The following is a 21,012-nucleotide window of genomic DNA, read 5'->3' on the forward strand; positions in this document are numbered from 1 at the left end:
TCACCCAACGCCTTGTAGCCGCTAGGCTGGTTGCAGATGCAACAGATTTCCCCCACCGAACATGCGCTGCTCGCGCCCCTTGATGCCGCTCAGATGCTTGCGCAGGTCGAGCAATGGTGCGCGATCAACACCGGCACCGGCAATCTGCCGGGCCTTGCGCAGCAGTGGCATTTGCTGGCGGAGGCCTTTGCCGTGCTGCCGGGAGACATCCGCAAGGTCGATCCCGCCCCTGTCAGCGCCATCGCGCCTGACGGGACCGAGCGCGAGACGGCCAATGGGGCGCATCTGGTGCTGTCGGTGCGCCCGCAGGCTGCACGGCGCTACCTGCTGACCGGGCACATGGACACGGTCTTTGCGCCCACTCACCCGTTCCAGACGCTGCAATGGCTGGATGGCGAGACGCTTAACGGGCCGGGCGTGGCAGACATGAAGGGCGGCATTGCAGTGATCCTTGCTGCACTGAGACTGTTCGAGGCCAGCCCGGTTGCGGCTTCGGTGGGATACGATGTGCTGATCAATGCTGACGAGGAAACCGGCAGCCTGTCGTCCGCGACGCTGATTGCGGAACTGGCGGCGTGCAAGGCGGCGGCGCTGACTTATGAGCCTTCCGCCCTGCCCGATGGCACGCTGGCCGGAGAGCGGCCCGGCAGCGGCAATTACAGTGCTGTGATCAAGGGCCGCTCTGCCCATGCCGGGCGCAATCCGCAGGACGGTCGCAATGCCATCCTGGCTGCTGCCGATCTAGCGTTGCGGCTGAAAGCGCTGGAAGCGCCGGGACTTTCGGTGAACCCGGCGCGGATTGATGGCGGGAGCGCCAACAATGTCGTGCCCGATCACGCCGTCCTGCGTTTCAACGTACGCCCGCGCTTGCCCGAACTGGCGCAGCAGTTCGAGGCTGCGCTGCGCGAGGCGATCCGGGTGATTGCCAAGTTGCACGATGTGGAAATTCACCTCCACGGCGGCGTATCCCGCCCGCCCAAGCCGTTGACGCCTGAGGCGACAGCGCTGTTCGGGCTGGTGCGCGAATGTGGCGAGGCGTTGGGGCAGCCGATCCGTTGGCAGACATCGGGCGGGGTCTGCGATGGCAACAATATTGCCGCTTGCGGCGTGCCCGTAGTCGATACGATGGGCGTGCGTGGCGGGGCGATCCATTCGGATCAGGAGTTCCTGATCGTGCCATCGTTGGCAGAACGCGCCGCGCTTTCGGCGCTGGTGCTGCACCGCCTTTCCGGGGGAAATTGATGACGTTCCGTATCCGCGCCGCACGCGCCAGCGATCTGCAGCCGCTTTATGAAATGGCCAAGCTGACCGGCGGGGGCTTCACCAACCTGCCCGCTGACCGCAAGGCGCTGACCACCAAGCTGGGCCGCGCGGCAGAGGCTTATGGCAACACAGAGGAAGGCGATCCGCGCAATCCCAAGGACGAGCTGTTCGTGTTCGTGCTGGAAAACGCTGCCACCGGCGAAGTGCGCGGAACATCGCAGATATTCACGTCAGTGGGGCGTCAGTGGCCGTTCTATTCCTATCGCATGGCCACGCTGACGCAGCATTCGAAGGAACTGAACCGCACGTTCCGCGCCGAGATGCTCAACCTTGTCACCGATCTGGAAGGGTCGAGCGAAGTGGGCGGGCTGTTCCTCCATCCGAACGAGCGCGCCGGGGGGCTGGGCATGTTGCTGGCGCGCAGCCGTTATCTGTTTATCGCCATGCACCGCCAGCGCTTTGGCGAGAAGATCCTGGCCGAATTGCGCGGGGTGATCGACGAGCGCGGCGGATCGCCGTTCTGGGATGGCGTGGCCGGGCGCTTTTTCGGCATGGGCTTTCAGGAAGCGGACTATTTCAACGCGATCAACGGCCACCAGTTCATCGCCGATCTGATGCCCAAGCACCCGGTCTATATCGCCATGCTGCCCGAATCCGCACGTTCGGCCATCGGGCTGCCGCACCCGTCGGGCCGCGCGGCGATGCGGATGCTGGAGGAGGAAGGCTTTGCCTATGAAGGCTATGTCGACATCTTCGACGGCGGGCCGACTATGACCGCACGGACCGACCGGGTTCGATCGATCTGCGAGGCAAAGGAACTGCCGGTCGCCCATGTCCGCGCGCCGGAAGGGGAAGGATCGGCCATGAATGCGCTGGTGGCGACGGGCAGGCTGTCTGACTACCGCTGCGCCTTTGCTGAAGTTTCCGAGACGCCCGATGGGCTGACGCTCGATCCGGTGGCCGCCGCTGCGCTGGGCGTGGCGGCGGGCGACGCAGTGTGGTTCGTGGAGCGCTAATACGATGGCTCTGGTAGAGATCAATTTCGATGGCCTTGTCGGCCCCAGCCACAACTATGCAGGGCTGAGCCTTGGCAATCTGGCCTCGTCCAGCAATGCGGGGGAAGTGTCCTATCCGCGTGCGGCGGCCCTGCAGGGGCTGGGCAAGATGCGGCACAACCTTGGCTTGGGACTGACGCAGGGGCTGTTCGCGCCACTGCCCCGGCCCAATCCGGCGTTTTTGGGTGCCTTGGGGCTTGGCAGCATTGACGATGCGGACCTGGCTCAGCGCCGGTTGCGCGCCGCTGCGTGGTCTGCCTCGTCGATGTGGACAGCCAATGCGGCCACGGTCAGCCCTGCCCCCGATACGGCGGATGGGCGCTGCCATCTGACTGCCGCCAACCTTGTCACCATGCCGCATCGTTCGCAGGAGTGGCCCGATACCGTGCGCCAGTTGCGGCTGGCTTTTGCCAGTAGCGCGCACTTTGCGGTGCACGATGCCGTCCCGCCCTGCTTTGGCGATGAAGGCGCGGCCAATCACATGCGGATGTGCGCAGGCCACGATGCGCCGGGGCTGGAGATCTTCGTTTATGGCAAGACCGGCGGCGCTTTCCCTGCGCGACAGCATGAGCAGGCCAGCCGCGCGGTTGCCCGGTTGCACGGGCTCGATCCGGCGCGGTGCCTGTTTGTGGAGCAATCGCCCGAGGCCATCGCTGCGGGTGCATTCCACAACGATGTGGTGGCCGTGGCCAATGAACGGGTGCTGTTTGCACATGAACAAGCCTTTGCCGATCCTGACGGCACTTATGCCGCGATCCGCGCGCGTTTGCCCGAGGCCGAAATCGTGGTTGTGCCGGCCAGCGTGGTGACCCTTGGCGATGCAATCAGGAGCTATCTGTTCAACGCACAGTTGCTCACCCTTCCCACGGGTGAGATGGGTCTCGTGATCCCGCTGGAGGCGTGGGAAACGCCTTCAGTGCGTGGCTGGCTGGATGCGCACATCGCCTCGAACGGGCCAATCCGGCGCATGTTTCCGGTCGATGTGAAGCAATCGATGGCCAATGGCGGGGGACCTGCGTGCCTGCGCCTGCGCGTTGTCGCCGATCCTTCCACCGTCAATCCGCGCTTCCTGCTGGACGAGGCAAAGATTGCGCGGATCGAAGCTGTGGTCGGTTCATTCTGGCCGGAACAGATCGATCCTGTTGATCTCGGACGGGAATCTCTTGCGCAGAATATCATCGCCGCGCGGGCTGCGCTGCTGGACCTGCTCGAAATGCCGGAACTGGCCTGAACGCTCGCGCGTATCCTTGGGACATGTCCCTTGCCCGCTTGTCGCCGCGCTTTACAATGAAGGCCGCGTTAACCAGGCATTTTGCAGCAACGTATGATCTGGCACGATCATTGCTGAATGACTGGCAAACAAAGGATACTGCTAGGGATGCTTCGCAAGTTTGGTCGCCTCTTCATCATCAAGACCCGGTTTGAAGCCTTTGCGGTGATCTATGCACTGTCGCTGGGCGCGGTTGAGCGGGGCAAGGCATACCTTACCGAATATCCGGGATTTGGCGGACAACTGCTGTTCCTGGCGGCCACGGGCGCGGTGTTCATTGCCGGAGCCAAGATTCTTGATGCCGTGCGCATGGATCAGCAGGCGCGAGAGCAGGCAGAAGCCGAGGCCTAAGGCTTGCGGGTCATGCTTCGACAGGCTCAGCATGAGCGGGCTTCTTGAAGTTCGCACTGACACCCGCTCATCCTGAGCCTGTCGAAGGATCGAAGGTCCAAGAAACGCCAGCGATGAGGGCAATAGGGCGATTCTGTTGCTAGGCTCGCCCCCAGCCCCCGGTTTCCGATTCTGTTACCCGGTTCGGTCCGAACCGTGCTTTCGCTTTATAACTTCAGGGATCCTAGTTCGGCCCCATCAACACCCTTGCGACAACAAGGCCCGCATCCCGAAGAACACGGTAGTGATGGTGGAGCCGCCGGGTACCGCCCCCGGGTCCGCTGTGCCTATTGCACGCCGCAGTTTATCACCATAGCCGGTCGAAACCGGCAGGGACGCATATAGGGATGCTGCGGCAAAAGAAAAGGGGCAGGATTGCTCCTGCCCCTTTCGCTGCAAATCAAAGACCCGTCTTACTTCTTCAGCGCGTCCCTAATCTCGGTCAGCAGATCGACCTCGCTCGGCCCGGCAGGTGCTGCCGGTTCTTCGGGCTTTGCCATGACCTTGTTGGCCTGGCGCACGATCAGGAAAATCACGAAGGCCAGGATCAGGAAATTGATGATCGCGGTGATGAATGCGCCCCAGCCGAGCATCGCAACGCCTGCGGTCTTGAGCGCGGCGTAAGTCATCTCACCCTTGTAGTCCGCAGGGATGGCGCCCAGCAGCACGAACTTCTGGCTGAAATCAACGCCACCGGTCGCCGCGCTGATCACCGGCATGATCACATCGTCCGTCAACGATGCAACAATCTTGCCGAAAGCAGCGCCGATGATCACACCGACGGCGAGATCGAGCACGTTTCCACGTGCGATGAACGCCTTGAATTCTCCGAGCATGTCGACCAGTTCCCCCTAGACACATTAACCATATTGGAGAATGCTATCTGCCATCGGGCCGCTGGCACGGCAACCCTCAATCGGTTGCAATACGGTTCCATACTTGAACCGTAACGCAGGTGCTCTATCTCTTGTCCTATCCGGGCCGCGCTTGTGGCCCACTTTAGGGGAAGACTTTTCGATGGCCGCAAATCGCTTCAGCCAGATCGCATTTGCCACTGTTGCCGCCGCCAGCCTTTCGGCCTGCGGGATCAATTCGGTCCCCGCTGCCGAAGAAGAGGCCAAGGCGCGCTGGGGTGATGTCGAAAGCTCCTACCAGCGCCGCGCCGATCTGATCCCGAACCTTGTCGCCACGGCCAAGGGTGCAGCGGCCTCGGAAACACAGATCCTGACGAACGTGACCAACGCGCGCGCTGCGGCCACATCGATCAACATCACCACCGATGACTTGTCCGATCCGGCCGAGTTCGAGAAGTTCCAGAGCGCGCAGAACCAGCTTACGCAGGCGCTGGGCCAGTTGCGCACCGTGGTGGAGAACTACCCTCAGTTGCAGAGCCAGGCACGTTTTGCCGATCTGATGGTGCAGCTTGAAGGCACCGAGAACCGCATCAACGTGAGCCGCACGCGCTATAACGAGGCGGTGCAGGCCTATAACACCACGATCCGCACCTTCCCCGATGCCATCGGTGCAAAGCTGATCCACGGAGCCAAGCCGATGGTGCCGTTCAAGGCTGCAGCCGGTGCCGAAACCGCGCCGACGGTGAACTTTGATATGAACGCGCCTGCGGCTCCGGCAACTGGACAGTAATATGACCCGCCCCCAAGGGGCTTTGGCGCGGGCCATTTGGCAACTATGTGCGGTGCTGTGTCTGCTGATGGCAGGCGCAGCACACGCTGCCATGCCTGCGCGGCCCAACGGCCCGGTGCTGGATCAGGCCAACATCATTCCTGACGATCAGGAAGCCGCCCTCACCCAGCGCCTGTCTGCCTATAACGCGCAGACCGGGCGGGCGATCGTGGTGGCAACCGTCGGTTCGCTCGACGAACAGGATGTCGACACTTACGCCAACGAACTGTTCCGCGCGTGGGGCGTGGGCGGGCAGAAGACCGATCAGGGCCTGCTTTTCCTGATCGCCCCGAACGAGCGCAAAGTGCGGATCGAGGTGGGCTATGGCCTCGAAGAGTTTCTGCCCGACGTGCTGGCCGGACGCATTCTGGCCAACGAAGTCACACCACGCTTCAAACAGGGTGACTATGCCGGTGGTATCACGGCCGGGGTGGAGCAGATCCTCACCCAGCTCAACCGCAATCCTGCCGATGCCAAGGCTGTGGCCGAAGCTGCCGCAGCGGCTAACAAGGGCGAGAAATCAGGCGGTTCGGTGATCGCCAGCGCCATTTTCTGGGTCGTGCTGATCGTGGTGCTGATTGCCGTGCTTGGCCGCCGCAACAAGGGCTATGTGCAGCGGCGCAGCGGCATTGATCCCGGCATCGTGCTGTGGGGGCTGAGCGAACTGGCGCGCGCCGCTTCTGACAGCAACCGTGGTTCAGGCTGGAGCAGCGGCGGTGGGTCTGATTGGGGCGGCGGTGGCGGCTTTGGCGGTTTCGGCGGCGGAGATTCCGGCGGCGGCGGCGCTTCGGGGGACTGGTGATGGCACAGCCGACAATGACAGTTGCCGATCACAAGATCGTGTCCGACGCCGTGGCTGCGGCAGAAGCGCACAGCGCGGGCGAGATCGTCACCATCGTGACCTCGCGTTCTGACGCCTACCACGATGTCGCGCTGATCTGGTCAGCACTCGCGGCACTTCTTGCGCTTTCCACGCTGGAAATCGCACCCGGCACTACCCTCTCGTTGGTCGAAAGGGTGCTCGGCCTCTGGGCGTTCGAATGGACTCCGCGCGCCATCATCGGCCTTGCGCTCACGGTTGCCGCGCTCAAGTTTGCCGTGATGTACCTGCTGATGCGCTTTACACCGCTTGGCCGCTTGCTCACCCCGCGCTTTGTCCGCAATGCCCGCTGCCGCGCCCGTGCGCTGACGTGCTTCCGCGTTGGCGCCGAAAGCCGCACTTTGGGCCGCACCGGGGTGCTGATCTATGTGAGCCTCGACGAACACCACGCCGAGATCATCGCCGATGCAGCAATCGCCTCGAAAGTCGCGCCCGAAACTTGGGGTCACGCGATGAAGGCAATGCTCGATCCCTTGCGCGCAGGCCAAACCGCACAAGGCATAGCCGCTGCGGTTGCCGAAGTGGGCAAGGTTCTGGCCGAACACTTCCCGCGCAGCGATGATGACACCAACGAACTGCCAGACAGGTTGATCGAAGTATGAGCCTTGAAGAAGAATACCGCGATCATCCTGAGCAGGTCCGCTGGGAAGGCCGCTTCATCGCTGCCAAGACACGTGGCCGGTGGGAATATGTGAGCCGCACGCGCAACATCAAGGCGGCGGTCATCCTTGCCATTGATGATGGCCACGTGCTGCTGGTCGAACAGTTCCGCGTGCCTCTGGGCCGCCCCTGCATCGAACTGCCCGCGGGGCTGATCGGGGATGAGGCAGGCTCCGAAAACGAGGACGCCGCCGCAGCCGCCGCGCGCGAGTTGGAAGAGGAAACCGGCTATCGCCCCGGCCGGATCGAATCGCTGGGCGAGTTCCATTCCTCCCCCGGCATGGTGACAGAGGCCTTCACGCTGTTCCGCGCGCACGATCTGGAAAAAATTTCCGAAGGTGGCGGGGTGGAGGGCGAAGGCATCACCGTGCACCGGGTTGCCCTTACGGAAATCGAGCGCTTCCTTTCGGCCAAGCGCGCTGAGGGCTATGCTATCGACGTGCGGATGCTGCTTCTGCTGTCGCCCGGCATACTGGGCTGACGCTTCTGGCGCTTGCGTGATGCTGCGCGAATTGCTTCCCTACCAAAACAAACCATGCTCCCCCGCGAAGGCGGGGGCCTCAGGCCGTTTACGCGAGTGTACCGTAACACTCCTGAGGCCCCCGCCTGCGCGGGGGAGCAGCGGATGGGATTGGAGAGAACAAAAATGGGCAGAGTTCAGGGCAAGAAGGCCCTCATCACCGGCGCGGCACAGGGGCTTGGAGCGGCACACGCATGGATGCTGGCCCGCGAAGGCGCGAAAGTCCTGCTGACCGACATCAACGGTGATGGCGCGACTGCACAGGCCGAGGCGATCAACGCGGAACTGGGAGCTGGAACAGCCTTTGCGATGCGCCACGATGTGACCAGTGCCGAGGACTGGGACGCCGCAATCGCGCTCGCCGCAGAAAAGATGGGCGGCCTCTCTGTCCTCGTCAACAACGCAGGCGTCGGCGTGCGCGGCAATATCGAGACCTGCACGCTGGAAGACTGGCACCGCGGCTTTGCCATCAACGTCGACAGCGTGTTCCTCGGCTGCCAAAAGGCCCTGCCGCTGCTGCGTGACAGCCAGCCCGCCTCGATCATCAACATCAGCTCGATCGCCGGGCTGATCGCATCCGACACCATGCCCGGATACAACGCCAGCAAGGCGGCGGTGTGGATGTTGTCCAAGTCGGTCGCTTTGTATTGCGCCAAGCGCGGCTGGGACATCCGCTCAAATTCGGTGCACCCGACCTTCGTGGACACCCCGATCCTCGATGGCATCGGTGCCAACGCAGGTCTCGAAAAGTCGGTGGTCATGGGCAAGCTTGCCCGCCAGATCCCGCTGGGCCGTGTGGGCGAGCCCAACGACATCGCAGCGGGCGTGCTCTATCTTGCCAGCGACGAAAGCCGGTTCATGACCGGCGCAGAGCTGAAGCTGGACGGCGGTATTTCAGCCATGTGAAAAGCAAAGGGCCGGTCGAACGTCCTGTCCGACCGGCCCTTGCCAACCTCAAATCCGTTCCGCGTCAGAACACCACGACCGAGCGGATCGATTTGCCCGCGTGCATCAGGTCGAACGCGGTGTTGATCTCTTCAAGACCCATGACGTGCGTGATCATCGGGTCGATTTCGATCTTGCCGGTCATGTACATGTCGACGATCTGCGGCACGTCGGTGCGGCCCTTGGCCCCGCCGAAGGCCGTGCCGCGCCAGTTGCGACCGGTAACGAGCTGGAACGGGCGCGTGCTGATTTCCTTGCCCGCTTCGGCCACGCCGATGATGATGCTGGTGCCCCAGCCGCGATGGCAAGCTTCAAGCGCGGTGCGCATCACTTCGGTGTTGCCGGTGGCATCGAAGGTATAGTCCGCGCCGCCGTCGGTCATTTCGACGATCTTGGCCACGGTGTCTTCGCGGCTCATGCCCTTGGTGTTGAGGAAGTCGGTCATGCCGAAGCGGCGGCCCCATTCCTCACGGTCCGGGTTCAGGTCTACTCCAATGATCTTGTTGGCCCCAGCCATGCGCGCGCCTTGCAGCACGTTGAGGCCGATGCCGCCAAGACCGAAGACGACGACGTTGTCACCGGGCTGCACATTGGCCGTCTTGGTTACAGCGCCCACGCCCGTGGTCACGCCGCAGCCGATGTAGCAGGCAGACTGGAACGGTGCATCTTCGCGGATCTTGGCGACCGCGATTTCAGGCAGGACGGTGAAGTTCGAGAACGTGCTGCAGCCCATGTAGTGGAAGATCGGCTGGCCCTTGTAGGAAAAGCGCGTCGTGCCATCGGGCATCAGACCCTTGCCCTGCGTGGCGCGGATCGCGGTGCACAGGTTGGATTTGCCCGAAAGGCAGGTTTTGCACTTGCCGCATTCGGGCGTGTAGAGCGGGATCACATGATCGCCCGGCTTTACCGAGGTAACGCCAGCGCCCACTTCGCGCACGATGCCTGCGCCTTCATGGCCCAGCACGCTGGGGAACAAGCCTTCGCTGTCAAACCCGTCAAGCGTATAGGCATCGGTGTGGCAAACGCCCGTCGCCATGATCTCTACCAGCACTTCACCGGCCTTGGGGCCTTCAAGATCGAGTTCGACGATCTCCAGCGGCTGCTTGGCGGCGAATGCAACGGCGGCGCGAGTCTTCATGTCAGCGGTCTCCCATAATCGTGGCGGGCCGATAGCATAATTGCTAGGGCAGTGTTAAATTGCGCATTACGCGAAACACTGTTGCAAGACGAGAATAATGACCAATCGCTGGGATGGGATAGACGAGGTGGTGGCCGTGGCCGATGCGGGGACGTTTGTCGCCGCAGCCAAGCGGCTGGGATCGTCCACATCGCACGTAAGCCGCGCCGTGGCCCGGCTGGAACAAAGCCTTGGCGCGCAGTTCTTCCATCGCACCACGCGGGCCGTCAGCTTGACGGATACCGGGCGAACGCTGGTCGACCAGTTCCGCCGCCTGATTGCCGAGCGTGACGAAGCGATTGCCATGCTTGACCTGCAGGGCGAGCCGCAAGGCCACTTGCGCATCACGTGCCCGACGGCCCTGGGCGAGCGCTTCGTGGCGCCCATCGTGCGCGCCTATGTGCAGGACTATCCGAAGCTGTCGGTTGATCTGGACCTGTCGAACCGCGTGGTTGAACTGGTGTCCGAAGGCTATGACCTCGCCCTCCGCACTGGTACGTTACCAGATAGCCGCCTGATCCGCACGCAGGTCGCCACACGGGGGATCGTGACGTGCGCCTCGCCTGCCTATCTTGCGGCCCATGGAACGCCAGAGACGGTGGATGATCTTGAATCGCACGATTGCATCCCGGCCACGCTCGACATGTGGCGATACCGGGTAGACGGCGAAGTGCGCACGATCAGGCCGCGCGGGCGTTGGCGTTGCAGCAATGGCACGGCAGTGTTCGATGCGGCCATCGCAGGCATGGGGCTGTGCCAGTTGCCAGCGTTTTACGTGAGCCGCGCCATTGCCGATGGCACACTGGTGGAAGTGCTGGCCGAATTTCGGCCTGAGGACGACCCAATCTGGGCAGTCTATCCCCAGCGGCGACACCTTCTGCCCAAGGTCCAGCGGTTGATCGAAAAGCTGCGGCGAGAACTGGCTTCGGCAATGGCGCAAGGCTGAATTGAAAAGATAGCGCAACCATTGGGGTAATACCTATGCAAGCGCGATGACATCGCTGACAAGGCTGGCTAGACCGCACTGTCAACGGCCCCGCAGCGGCCGGTCGAGGAGAGCCCAGTGTCTAGCACCCCATCAGCACGTCCCGCCGGTTCGAGTTCCCAGAAGGCTGCGTTTGCCGCAGTCACCGTGCTGTTCTTCGCGTGGGGCTTCATCACTTCGCTGATTGATCCGCTGGTTGCGGCCGTGAAAGGCATCTTCACGCTGACCACGCTCGAAGCGCAGCTTTCCGCCTTTGCGTTCTTTATCGCCTATGGTGTGATGAGCTTCCCGGCTGCTGCGATCATCGGTCGGATACGCGCCGTTCCGGCCATCCTGCTGGCGCTGGCCACAATGACGCTGGCCTGTCTGGTCATGCTGTTGGCGGCCAATATCGCGTCCTATCCTCTGGTGCTGACCGGGCTGTTCATGCTGGCCGCCGGGATCACCGTACTGCAAGTGGCCGCAAACCCGCTCGCCGCCGCGCTGGGCAAGCCCGAAGGCAGCCATTTCCGGCTGACGCTGTCGCAGACGTTCAACTCGTTCGGCACGTTCCTCGGCCCGGCACTGGGTGCATCGCTGTTCCTCAAGGGTGTTGAAGTGTCCGATGGCGTTGCGCTGACGCCCGCCGTGCGCGAAGCCGCGCTCGCCGGGATTGATCGCGCCTATTTCTGGATCTGCGGGCTGTTGATCGTGCTGCTGGCGTTCTTCTTCTTCAACCGCGCGCGCATTTCCGCAGCGGCCCCACCTGCCCAGCCAACCGGCGGCATCGGCGCTTTGCTGTCGCAAGCGTTTTCCTCACGTTGGGCCGTCCTCGGCGCGGCGGCCATCTTCGTCTATGTCGGCGCCGAAGTGGCCATCGGCACGCAGATGGCGTTCTACCTGAGCGACAAGGCGATCTGGGGCGCAAGCCTTGAACAGGCGGGCAAGGCCGTGTCGTTCTATTGGGGCGGTGCGATGGTTGGCCGCGCCATCGGCACGGTGCTGCTCGCGCGCTTCCCGGCGGCCAAGCTGATGGTGCTGTTTGCCGCGATTGCCGCTGCGATGTGCGCCTACCTGTTCCTCGTCGGCGGGGTTTCGGCAGGCTATATCGCTCTTGCCATCGGCCTGTTCAATTCGATCATGTTCCCGGTGATCTTCACGCTGACGCTTGAGCGATCCTCGGCCAGCGAAGAAGCCACATCCGGCCTGCTCTGCACCGGCATTATCGGCGGGGCGCTGATCCCGGCGCTGGCAGGCGCGGTTACAGATGCAGCGGGCATATTCGCCTCGTTCAGCGTACCGCTGGCTTGCTATATGCTGCTGGTGCTCTTCGCCGCCAGCGCAGCCAAAGCCCCGGTGTTGCGCCGCGCGGGTGGTGAAAGCCTGCATTGATCTGATCCACCCGGCCGCAATCGGGCACCACGGCCCCGGCGCTGGTTCAGACCTGCACCGGGGCCGAATTTTTTTGCCCGCAACCGATAGAGGATGCCGTAGCGGAACCCCGGCGGTGGGCCAGTTCCGCACCCGTGAGCCTCTTTCCCTTTACGTAAACTTCCACTAGCCTGCTTTCGAGAGTCGAAGCAACGCCCGGTCAAAGCGGGCAAGCAAGGCCAGAGAACCTTGGGAGAGAGAACCTTGGAAAGACAAGTTGCGCACCACGTGCACGTGGTAGCTGCATGAGCGAGGCAGGCGTTTCCGCCCCAGCCATCGGCGCGATTGCCCAAGGGATGGCATCTGCCCCCGACGGCACTTTCTGCCTGCGCGGCGTGGACGGCTGGCTGCAAGGGCGCACCATGTATGGCGGCGCTTCCTCGTTCCTCGCCTATGCCGCAGCGCGCAAAGTGCGGCCTGATCTTCCGCCGTTGCGCGCTGCGCAAGTGGGCTTCATCGCCCCGGTCGGTGCCGATCTCGATATCAGCGCCACCATGCTGCGCGAAGGCAAGAACGTGGCCCAGTTGCAGACCGACCTGCACAGTGGCGGCGCGCTGGCCCATCGCGCCACGTGGATTTTCGGCGCAGCGCATCCATCGAACGGCACCGTGCCCGCACCGCAGGCTGAAAACTTCCTGCCCTATGCCGACATGGACGTGATCGCCCCGCCTGCCGGAATGCACTTCATCAGCAACTTCGAACTGCGCCGGGGCGAGGCGAAGGACGACATACGCCCCGGCGTGGTGCGCCGCTGGGTGCGCCTGAAAGACCGCAGTGGGCTTGATCCCATCAGCGAACTGGTGCTGATCGGCGATACGCTGCCTCCCGGCTCGATCCGCGCGATGGAGCGCCAAGGCCCGCTCAGTTCGATCAACTGGTCGTTCACGCTGTTGGGCGATGCGCCGCAGACCCGCGATGGCTGGTGGCTGCTGGAAACGGCATCGAACCATCTGGCCGAAGGCTTCAGCAGCGAAACACTGCGCATGTGGAACGCCGATGGCGTGCAGGTCATGCACGGCCTGCAAAGCGTTGCGATCTTCGGATAAGGACAGGCAAACCGATGCAACTTTCAGACGCAAAATCGCTGGGCTTCGAGGCGGACCGCCTTGCCCGGATCGGCGCATTTCTTGACGAGACATACATCGCCAACGGCCGTCTGCCAGGCCTCGATGTGCTGGTCGCCCGCGATGGTGAGCCGGTCTATCGTCACACCAGTGGCAAGGCCCGCGCTGATGGCACGCCGATGGCGGTCGATACGCTCTGCCGCATCGCATCGATGACCAAGCCGCTTACCTCGGTCGCCTTCATGATGCTGGTGGAAGAAGGCAAGATCGCGCTCGACGATCCGGTAACGAAAGTGATCCCTGAATTTGCGAGCCTTGGCGTCTATGCTGGCGGCGGCGGAGAGCAGGGCTTCTTTCCGGCAAGGCCCGCCCCGGCGATGCGCATGGTGGACCTCATCACGCACCAGTCTGGCCTCACCTACGGCATCCAGAACCGCACCAACGTGGACGCAGCTTACCGCAAGGGGCGGCTTGACGGCCATGCCAGCCTGCCCGGCAACGATCACTTCATCGAACATCTGGCCAAGCTGCCACTGGAATTCGCCCCCGGCGAGGCATGGAACTATTCGGTCGGCACCGATGTGCTGGGCGTGATCGTTGCGCGGCTTTCGGGCATGAGCCTGGGCGAATTCTTCGCCACGCGCATCTTCGCGCCGCTCGGCATGGTCGACACCGGCTTCCACTGCCCAGACAACAAGGCACACCGCCTTGCCGATGCCTTTGCCTACCAGCAGGGCGGCGCGCCGTTGCTGTTCGATCCCGCCGAGAAATCTGGCACCCGCCGCGTGCCACAGTTCGAAAGCGGCGGCGGCGGCCTGCTGTCCACCACGGCGGACTACCACCGCTTCTGCCGGATGCTGGTGAATGGCGGCGCAGCCGATGGCACCCGCCTGCTCAGCCCCAAGACCCTGCAACTGATGACGGCCAATCACCTGCCCGGCGGCGCGGATCTCACGCAAGTTTCGCGCGCCTTGTTCAGCGAGGCCTACAACGCAGGCGCGGGCTTCGGCCTCGGCTTTGGCGTTACCATCGATCCGGCGCGCGCGCTGGTGCCCGGCTCGGCAGGCGAATTCTACTGGGGCGGCATATTCTCGACCGCGTTTTTCGTGGACCCTGTCGAAAAGATCCATGCGGTCTTCATGACGCAGCTTTACCCCTCTTTCATCTACCCCATCCGGCGTCAGTTGAAGACGCTGATCTACAGCGCGCTGGCAGAAAGCCGCGCCTGACCAACATTCGAGGAGAGAACCATGTCTGACCCCATCAATGGCGCCAAGGAGCACATCGACGCTGCCCGCAAGCTGGCCGCAACGATCGATGACATTCCCGCCGACACCCAGCTTCTGCCCATCGCCCGCGTCGGCGTGATCGGGGCAGGCACAATGGGTGGCGGGATCACGATGAACTTCCTGACCGCCGGCATCCCCGTGACCATCGTGGAAATGACGCAGGAAGCGCTCGATCGCGGCGTCGCCACGATGGGCAAGAACTACGAAAACACCGTCAAGCGCGGCAAGATGGACGCCGCCGACGCGCAAGCCGCAATGGCGCGCCTCACGCCGACGTTGGATTTCAACGCGCTGGCCGAAGCCGATCTGGTGATCGAGGCCGTCTATGAAAGCATGGACGTGAAGAAGGACGTCTTCGGCAGGCTCGACAAAGTGGCCAAGCCCGGCGCGATCCTCGCCAGCAACACCAGCTATCTCGACATCGACGAGATCGCCAGCGTCACTTCCCGCCCGGAATCGGTGCTGGGGATGCACTTCTTCTCACCCGCTAATGTGATGAAGCTGCTTGAAGTTGTGCGCGGCAAGGCCACGGGCAAGGCGCAACTCGCCACCGTGATGGCGCTTTCAGTGAAGATCGGCAAAGTCCCGGTCGTCTCGGGCGTGTGCCACGGCTTCATCGGCAACCGGATGCTCAGCCCACGCCAAGCGCAGGCCCACGCCCTGATCATGGAAGGCGCGAATTACTGGGATGTGGACGAGGCGCTGCTTGAGTTCGGCTTCCCGATGGGTCCGTGGCAGATGGCCGACCTCGCGGGCCTCGACATCGGCTGGCACCGCGATCCTGCCCGGATCGAATCCGTGCGAGATGCGCTGTGCGCCAAGGGCCGCTGGGGCCAGAAGACCAAAAAGGGCTTCTACGATTACGACGACAATCGCCAGCGCACCCCGTCTGACGAAGTGAAGGCGGTGATCGCAGAGTTCGCCGCCAAGGAAGGCAAGCCGCAGCGCGCCATCGACAAGGACGAGATCCGCGAACGCCTGCTCTTTCCGATGATCAGCGAAGGCGCGCTGATCCTTGATGAAGGCATTTCGCAGCGGGCGAGCGACATCGATACCGTCTGGCTCAACGGCTATGGCTGGCCCGCGTGGACCGGTGGGCCAATGTTCTGGGCGGATCACATCGGCCTCGCCACCGTCGTCGCTGGCCTGAAGAAGCACGGCCTCCCGGTTGCCCCGCTGCTGGAACGCAAGGCTGCTGCGGGCGAAACCTTCAACTGATCGGGAGCGCGGCGATGCGGATCGAGGCTATCGTCGAAAGCGAATTCACGCCGCTCAGCACCATCCTGCGCGCCCACGCTGCAAGGCGGGGCGATGCGGTGGCGCTGGCGGACGAGAACCGCTCCATTGGCTGGGCGGAAATGGACACTCTGCTCGATCGCATCGCCACGGCCCTCCAGCGTGAGGGCGTCGCAAAAGACGAACCCGTCGCCATCGCCGCGATGAACTCCGTGGCAACGGGCCTCGCGTTTCTTGGCGCAATCCGGGCGGGCGCGGTGGCCGCCCCCCTCACCTCCACCGCCACGCCCGAAACCATCGCGGCCATGCTCAAGGACAGCGGCAGCCGGGTGCTGCTGCTAGACAAGGACATTGCCGAGAAGCTCGCCGGGTTGGCCCTGCCTGCAAACGTCAAGCGCATCGCGCTGGACGATAGCGACGCGGGCGAGGCGTTCAGCACATGGATGGCCCCCGCAGGCGCAAAGCCGGAAGAGCGCCCCGCCGCGCCTGCCGACCCGTTCAACATCATCTACTCCTCAGGCACCACCGGCGCGCCCAAGGGCATCGTGCAAAGCCACAAGATGCGCCACGAATATGCCCGCCGCACCATTCCGGGCGGCTATGGCGATGATACGGCGGTGATCTGCTCCACCCCGCTCTATTCCAACACCACGCTGGTCAGTTTCCTCCCCGCGATGACCGCTGGCGGCAAAGTGGTGCTGATGCGCAAATTCGATGCGCGCACGTTCCTTGAACTCAGCCAGCGCGAGCGGGTGACGCACGCCATGCTGGTGCCGGTGCAATACCGCCGGATCATGGAATTGCCCGATTTCGACAGCTTCGACCTGTCATCCTACAAGCTCAAGTCCTGCACCTCCGCCCCCTTCCCCGCCTGGCTCAAGGCCGATGTGCTGAAGCGCTGGCCCGGAGGCCTCACCGATGGCTACGGCATGACCGAGGGTGGAGCGACCGCAGTCCTGCTCGCCCACCTCTACCCCGACAAGCTGCATACCGTGGGCCAGCCCTCGCCCGGCCATATCATCAAGATCATCGACGAGGACGGCAACGAACTGCCGCAAGGCGAAGTGGGCGAAATCGTGGGCCATTCGCCGATCATGATGAACGGCTATCACGGCAAACCGGCGCAGACCCGCGAGGTCGAATGGCATGATGCTGAAGGCCGCCGCTACATCCGTCACGGCGACGTGGGCAAGTTCGACGAGGACGGCTTCCTGATCCTGATGGACCGCGCCAAGGACATGATCATCTCGGGCGGGTTCAACATCTACCCCAGCGACCTTGAAGCCGAACTGACCCGCCAGAGCGCGGTGAAGGACGCAGCCGTGGTTGGCGTGCCTTCGGATGCCTGGGGTGAGACGCCGCTCGCCGTCGTGGTGCTGGCCGACCCGTCCGCCGACCCGCAAGCTATCCTCGCCGAAGCCAACAGCCGCCTTGGCAAGACTCAGCGCATTTCCGCCATCGAAGTGGTGGACGAATTGCCGCGCAGCCCCATCGGCAAGGTTCTGAAGCGTGAGCTTCGCGACAAATTCGGCGGCAACCCCATTCTCGCCGCCACATCCCTTGAAAAAACGACAAATCCAGCAGGAGCATGACCATGCGTGACGCCGTAATCGTATCCGCCGCCCGCACGCCCATCGGGCGCGCCTACAAGGGCGCTTTCAACGCAACGCCGGGCGCCACGCTCGGCGCCTTGTCGCTCGAAGCCGCCGTCGCCCGCGCCGGGATCGATCCCGCCGAAGTGGACGACGTGCTGTGGGGCAGCGCGCTGCAACAGGGCGCACAGGCGGGCAACATCGCGCGGCAGGTAGCCCTGCGCGCGGGCCTGCCCGTCACCACCTCAGGCATGAGCATGGACCGCCAGTGCTCGTCCGGCCTGATGACCATCGCCACTGCCGCCAAGCAGGTGGTGATGGACCGTATGGACGTGGTGGCCGCAGGCGGTCAGGAATCGATCAGCCTCGTCCAGACCAAGGACATGCGCATGGCCCCGGACAAGAGCCTGATGGCGATGCACAAGGCCGTCTACATGCCGATGCTGCAAACGGCTGAAATCGTCGGCCAGCGCTATGGCATCAGCCGCGAGGCTTGCGACGAATATGCCCTGCAATCGCAGCAGCGCACCGCCGCCGCGCAGGCTGCGGGCAAGTTCGATGACGAGATCGTCGCTACCGACAGTTCAATGGGTGTCCAGAACAAGGAAACCGGCGAGATCACCTTCACCGACGTCCATCTGACCAAGGACGAAGGCAACCGCCCCTCGACCACGCTGGAAAATCTCCAAGCGCTCAAGCCCGTGATCGAAGGCGGCATCGTCACCGCCGGCAACGCCAGCCAGCTTTCCGATGGTTCAGCCGCCGTGATCGTGATGGAAGCCGCCCTCGCCGCGCAAAAGGGCCTCACCCCACTTGGCCGCTATGTCGGCATGGCGGTTGCAGGCACCGAGCCTGACGAAATGGGCATCGGCCCTGTCTTCGCGATCCCCAAGCTGCTCCAGCGCTTCGGCCTGAAGATGGACGACATCGGGCTGTGGGAACTGAACGAGGCCTTCGCCGTGCAGGTGCTCTACTGCCGTGACAAGCTGGGCATCCCGAACGACCTGCTCAACGTCAACGGCGGCGCCATTTCCATCGGCCACCCCTATGGCATGACCGGCGCCCGCGCCACGATGCACGCGCTGATCGAAGGCAAGCGCCGGGGTGCCAAGCACGTGGTCGTCACCATGTGCGTCGGCGGCGGCATGGGCGCTGCCGGGCTGTTCGAGGTTCTTTGAGCCGATAGGTAGGAGGCCCACCCCCAACCCCTCCCGCAGGCGGGAGGGGCCGGGGGTGGGCTTCAACGGTTCACCGACAGCACAAATGTGGCGTACTATGATCTGGTCGAACAACTTTTTGTGAGGGGCTGCTTTCTGGATTTTTGAGCTAAAAGCTGCCGTTCCGGTTACGACGCCATTGCGGAAACTTAGAGGATTGGCCAACCTACAGAGCATGACCCTAGAAGAAGCCAATCAAACGCTGCGTTCAGGTGACGGTGACATCAGACCTATCATCGATTGGCTGCACGATGAAGATGCCACGGTGCTCCTCCCGCTACTACTTGATGCAGAGACCCGCACTTCTGTGCTCTACATCCTCTCGGAACTCCCCGCCCGTCGCATACCCGCGCCCCTTCGAGCAGCGATCAGGGAGATGATGCCCGGTCTTGATGGACCGGAACGTTTGTGGGCTGAAGAAGTGCTGAGCGATTTTTGCGAGTAAGGTCAGCGTCCGCTCCCCACCCCAATCAGCCCCTCAACCGAAAACTAAAATCCCCAAAACCCGCCGTCACCCCGGGCTTGACCCGGGGTCCCGCTTTTCTTCCTAGCCATCAGCGGGATCGTCACCCTTGCGCGAAGGGAGCGGGACCCCGGGTCAAGCCCGGGGTGACGAGGTGTGGTGGTTCGGCGCGAACAAGAAGCCCAGCAACCTCAGAACTTGTTATCCCGCGGAAACCCGTTCGGCGGCAGCCTGCCCGCAGCGCCGCGCGCCACCTTCCACGGCAGCAGGTCCTTCTCCATGCGCGTGCGCCCGGAATCGCCGCCCATCGCCCATGACAGCCCGTCTTCCAGCCGCAGCGTGATGACATCGGCCATGTCGCCGTCCTTGTAGCGTTGCAGCGTCACGCCCTGCCCCTTGGCGAGGATCGGCACTTCGGACAGGGCAAAGATCACCAGCTTGCGGTTCTCGCCGATCACGGCCACGTGATCGTGCTCGGCCGCAATCTCGCGCACGGCGGCCAGCTTCACGCCGGGCTTGGTCGAAACCACGCCGCGCCCCTTGCGCGTTTCGGCCAGCAGTTCGTCCATCTCTGCGGCAAAGCCGCGTCCGGTGTTGGCCGCCAGCAGCAGTTGCCCCTTGGGTTTGTAGACCACCACGCTGACGATCTGCGCATCGGAATCAATATCCACCATCGTCCTGATCGGTTCACCAAAGCCGCGCGCGCCGGGCAGCTTGTCGGCCCCCAGCGTGTAGAACCGCCCGTTGTCCACCGCCACCAGCACCTTGTCGGTGGTCTGGCAATGGAACGCAAAGGCCGGGCCATCGCCTTCCTTGAACTTGAAATCGCCATCGAGAGCCAGATGCCCCTTGGCCGCCCTGATCCAGCCGCGCCCTGAAAGGATCACCGTCACCGGCTCCTTTTCGATCATCGCGTCCATGTTGAACTCGCGCGTCGGCGCGGCTTCGGCAATCGTCGTGCGCCGACGACCCAGCACAGTATCCTCGGCATAGTCCTTGCGCAGCGCGTTCAGATCGCGCTTCAACCGGCGCAGTTCCATTTCCTCCAGCTTGCGCAAAGACCGCAGCCGCATGTTGAGGATCGCTTCGGCCTGCCGGTCAGTCAGCTCGAACTCGGCCATCATCACCGGCTTCGGCTCATCCTCGGTGCGGATGATTTCGATGATCCGGTCAAGGTTGAGGTAGGCGATGATATAGCCGCCCAGCAGCTCCAGCCGGTTCGCGATCTTGTCCAGCCGGTGCTGCGAACGGCGCAGCAGGATGTCAATCTGGCTGATCACCCATTCCTGCAACACCAGCTTCAGCCCCAGCACGCCCGGCGTCCGCCGCGAATCCAGCACGTTGAGGTTCAGGCCGAACCGCGTTTCCAGATCGGTCAGCCGGTAGAGCGATTCCTTCAACAGGTCCGGGTCGACATTGCGGCTCTTGGGCACCAGCACCAGCCGGATCTGCTCGTCGCTTTCGTCACGAATGTCTTCAAGGATCGGCAGCTTCTTGTCGGCAATGAGCTGGGCGATCTGCTCGATCAGCTTGCCCTTCTGCACCATGTAGGGGATTTCGGACACGACCAGCTGCCACTGCCCGGCACCCAGCTTTTCAACGCCGGTCTGCTCCCAGTTGCCAGCCTCGTCCCGGCCCGTGGAGAAACGCCCCCGCACCCGGATCGCCCCGCGCCCGGTTTCATAGGCGTTGGAAATCGCCGCCGGGCTTTCCACCACGATGCCGCCGGTTGGCAGATCAGGACCGTGGAACACTTCCATCAGCGCGCTGTGCTCGACATGCGGATTGTCGATCAGCAGGAGCGTGGCGTCGATGATCTCGGCCACATTGTGGCTCGGGATATTGGTCGCCATGCCCACTGCGATTCCGCTGGAACCATTGGCCAGCAGGTTGGGGAACAGGCCCGGAAAGAT

General features: G+C 63.3%; 19 protein-coding genes, 1 other RNA gene and 1 pseudogene. 17 read left to right on the forward strand and 4 right to left on the reverse strand.

Translation table 11 applies throughout. The features are described from left to right. The first annotated feature begins 36 nt into the window (after positions 1-36). The 4 genes from B7X90_RS12585 (at position 37) to B7X90_RS12600 (ending at position 3,939) form a co-directional block, all read left to right on the forward strand. Positions 37-1,242: a hydrolase gene (locus tag B7X90_RS12585; protein ID WP_292624957.1), complete on the forward strand. Its 1,206-nt coding sequence runs from the start codon at positions 37-39 to the stop codon at positions 1,240-1,242. Further along, complete coding sequence (locus tag B7X90_RS12590; protein ID WP_292624959.1) at positions 1,242-2,279, forward strand: arginine N-succinyltransferase; 1,038 nt, start codon at positions 1,242-1,244, stop codon at positions 2,277-2,279. Before B7X90_RS12585 ends, B7X90_RS12590 begins: the two co-directional genes overlap by 1 nt. Positions 2,280-2,283: 4 nt before the next feature. After that, positions 2,284-3,549 (forward strand): N-succinylarginine dihydrolase, encoded by a 1,266-nt coding sequence (locus B7X90_RS12595; RefSeq protein ID WP_292624960.1) that lies wholly within the window; start codon positions 2,284-2,286, stop codon positions 3,547-3,549. Between the two features lie 147 nt (positions 3,550-3,696). After that, positions 3,697-3,939: a hypothetical protein gene (locus B7X90_RS12600; protein WP_292624962.1), complete on the forward strand. Its 243-nt coding sequence runs from the start codon at positions 3,697-3,699 to the stop codon at positions 3,937-3,939. A gap of 121 nt (positions 3,940-4,060) precedes the next feature. On the opposite strand, the gene ssrA is transcribed toward B7X90_RS12600, so the two are convergent. Both ssrA and mscL read right to left on the reverse strand, forming a co-directional pair. Beyond that, positions 4,061-4,348: a transfer-messenger RNA gene (gene ssrA, locus B7X90_RS12605) on the reverse strand. 43 nt (positions 4,349-4,391) lie between these two features. After that, the gene (gene mscL / locus B7X90_RS12610; protein ID WP_292624963.1) at positions 4,392-4,814 is read right to left on the reverse strand and encodes a large conductance mechanosensitive channel protein MscL; all 423 of its coding nucleotides are present in this window, start codon (positions 4,812-4,814) and stop codon (positions 4,392-4,394) included. Positions 4,815-4,995: 181 nt separating this feature from the next. Here mscL and B7X90_RS12615 point away from each other — a divergent pair, with 181 nt between their 5' ends. The 5 genes from B7X90_RS12615 to B7X90_RS12635 all read left to right on the forward strand — a co-directional run bounded on the left by B7X90_RS12615 (position 4,996) and on the right by B7X90_RS12635 (position 8,627). Continuing rightward, entirely contained in the window at positions 4,996-5,622 is a 627-nt protein-coding gene (locus tag B7X90_RS12615) for a LemA family protein (RefSeq protein WP_292624965.1), read from the forward strand. A gap of 1 nt (position 5,623) precedes the next feature. Beyond that, positions 5,624-6,463: a YgcG family protein gene (locus B7X90_RS12620; RefSeq protein WP_292624966.1), complete on the forward strand. Its 840-nt coding sequence runs from the start codon at positions 5,624-5,626 to the stop codon at positions 6,461-6,463. Next, complete coding sequence (locus B7X90_RS12625) at positions 6,463-7,143, forward strand: hypothetical protein (protein ID WP_292624968.1); 681 nt, start codon at positions 6,463-6,465, stop codon at positions 7,141-7,143. Before B7X90_RS12620 ends, B7X90_RS12625 begins: the two co-directional genes overlap by 1 nt. Next, complete coding sequence (locus B7X90_RS12630; RefSeq protein WP_292624970.1) at positions 7,140-7,682, forward strand: NUDIX hydrolase; 543 nt, start codon at positions 7,140-7,142, stop codon at positions 7,680-7,682. Before B7X90_RS12625 ends, B7X90_RS12630 begins: the two co-directional genes overlap by 4 nt. A gap of 165 nt (positions 7,683-7,847) precedes the next feature. Next, entirely contained in the window at positions 7,848-8,627 is a 780-nt protein-coding gene (locus B7X90_RS12635) for an SDR family oxidoreductase (RefSeq protein ID WP_292624972.1), read from the forward strand. 64 nt (positions 8,628-8,691) lie between these two features. Here B7X90_RS12635 and B7X90_RS12640 read toward each other — a convergent pair whose 3' ends face one another. Further along, positions 8,692-9,804 carry an S-(hydroxymethyl)glutathione dehydrogenase/class III alcohol dehydrogenase gene (locus tag B7X90_RS12640; protein ID WP_292624974.1) on the reverse strand — a complete coding sequence of 371 codons (1,113 nt, stop codon included), beginning with the start codon at positions 9,802-9,804 and terminating at the stop codon, positions 8,692-8,694. A gap of 97 nt (positions 9,805-9,901) precedes the next feature. Between B7X90_RS12640 and B7X90_RS12645 the strand changes: the two genes are divergently transcribed. From B7X90_RS12645 to B7X90_RS12680, 8 genes and pseudogenes are all read left to right on the forward strand, one after another. Then, a complete protein-coding gene (locus B7X90_RS12645) occupies positions 9,902-10,789 on the forward strand; it encodes a LysR family transcriptional regulator (RefSeq protein WP_292624975.1) in 888 nt (295 codons plus the stop codon). 117 nt (positions 10,790-10,906) lie between these two features. Beyond that, positions 10,907-12,199, forward strand: a complete 1,293-nt coding sequence (gene gluP, locus B7X90_RS12650; RefSeq protein WP_292624976.1) for a glucose/galactose MFS transporter — start codon at positions 10,907-10,909, stop codon at positions 12,197-12,199. 284 nt (positions 12,200-12,483) lie between these two features. Then, a complete protein-coding gene (locus B7X90_RS12655) occupies positions 12,484-13,284 on the forward strand; it encodes a thioesterase family protein (RefSeq protein ID WP_292624978.1) in 801 nt (266 codons plus the stop codon). Between the two features lie 14 nt (positions 13,285-13,298). Continuing rightward, complete coding sequence (locus tag B7X90_RS12660; protein ID WP_292624979.1) at positions 13,299-14,531, forward strand: serine hydrolase domain-containing protein; 1,233 nt, start codon at positions 13,299-13,301, stop codon at positions 14,529-14,531. A gap of 36 nt (positions 14,532-14,567) precedes the next feature. After that, positions 14,568-15,809: pseudogene (locus B7X90_RS12665) on the forward strand (3-hydroxyacyl-CoA dehydrogenase NAD-binding domain-containing protein); the annotation flags it as partial. A gap of 14 nt (positions 15,810-15,823) precedes the next feature. Then, a complete protein-coding gene (locus B7X90_RS12670) occupies positions 15,824-17,419 on the forward strand; it encodes a class I adenylate-forming enzyme family protein (protein WP_292624981.1) in 1,596 nt (531 codons plus the stop codon). A gap of 2 nt (positions 17,420-17,421) precedes the next feature. Next, positions 17,422-18,597 carry an acetyl-CoA C-acyltransferase gene (locus tag B7X90_RS12675; RefSeq protein ID WP_292624982.1) on the forward strand — a complete coding sequence of 392 codons (1,176 nt, stop codon included), beginning with the start codon at positions 17,422-17,424 and terminating at the stop codon, positions 18,595-18,597. A gap of 214 nt (positions 18,598-18,811) precedes the next feature. Next, positions 18,812-19,081 (forward strand): hypothetical protein, encoded by a 270-nt coding sequence (locus tag B7X90_RS12680; RefSeq protein ID WP_292624984.1) that lies wholly within the window; start codon positions 18,812-18,814, stop codon positions 19,079-19,081. A gap of 209 nt (positions 19,082-19,290) precedes the next feature. On the opposite strand, the gene B7X90_RS12685 is transcribed toward B7X90_RS12680, so the two are convergent. Continuing rightward, on the reverse strand, positions 19,291-21,012 hold a 1,722-nt coding region (locus tag B7X90_RS12685), incomplete at its 5' end, for a DNA gyrase subunit A (protein WP_292624985.1).

Origin of the sequence: Novosphingobium sp. 17-62-19 (assembly GCF_002256775.1) — a bacterium.
Taxonomy (GTDB): domain Bacteria; phylum Pseudomonadota; class Alphaproteobacteria; order Sphingomonadales; family Sphingomonadaceae; genus Novosphingobium.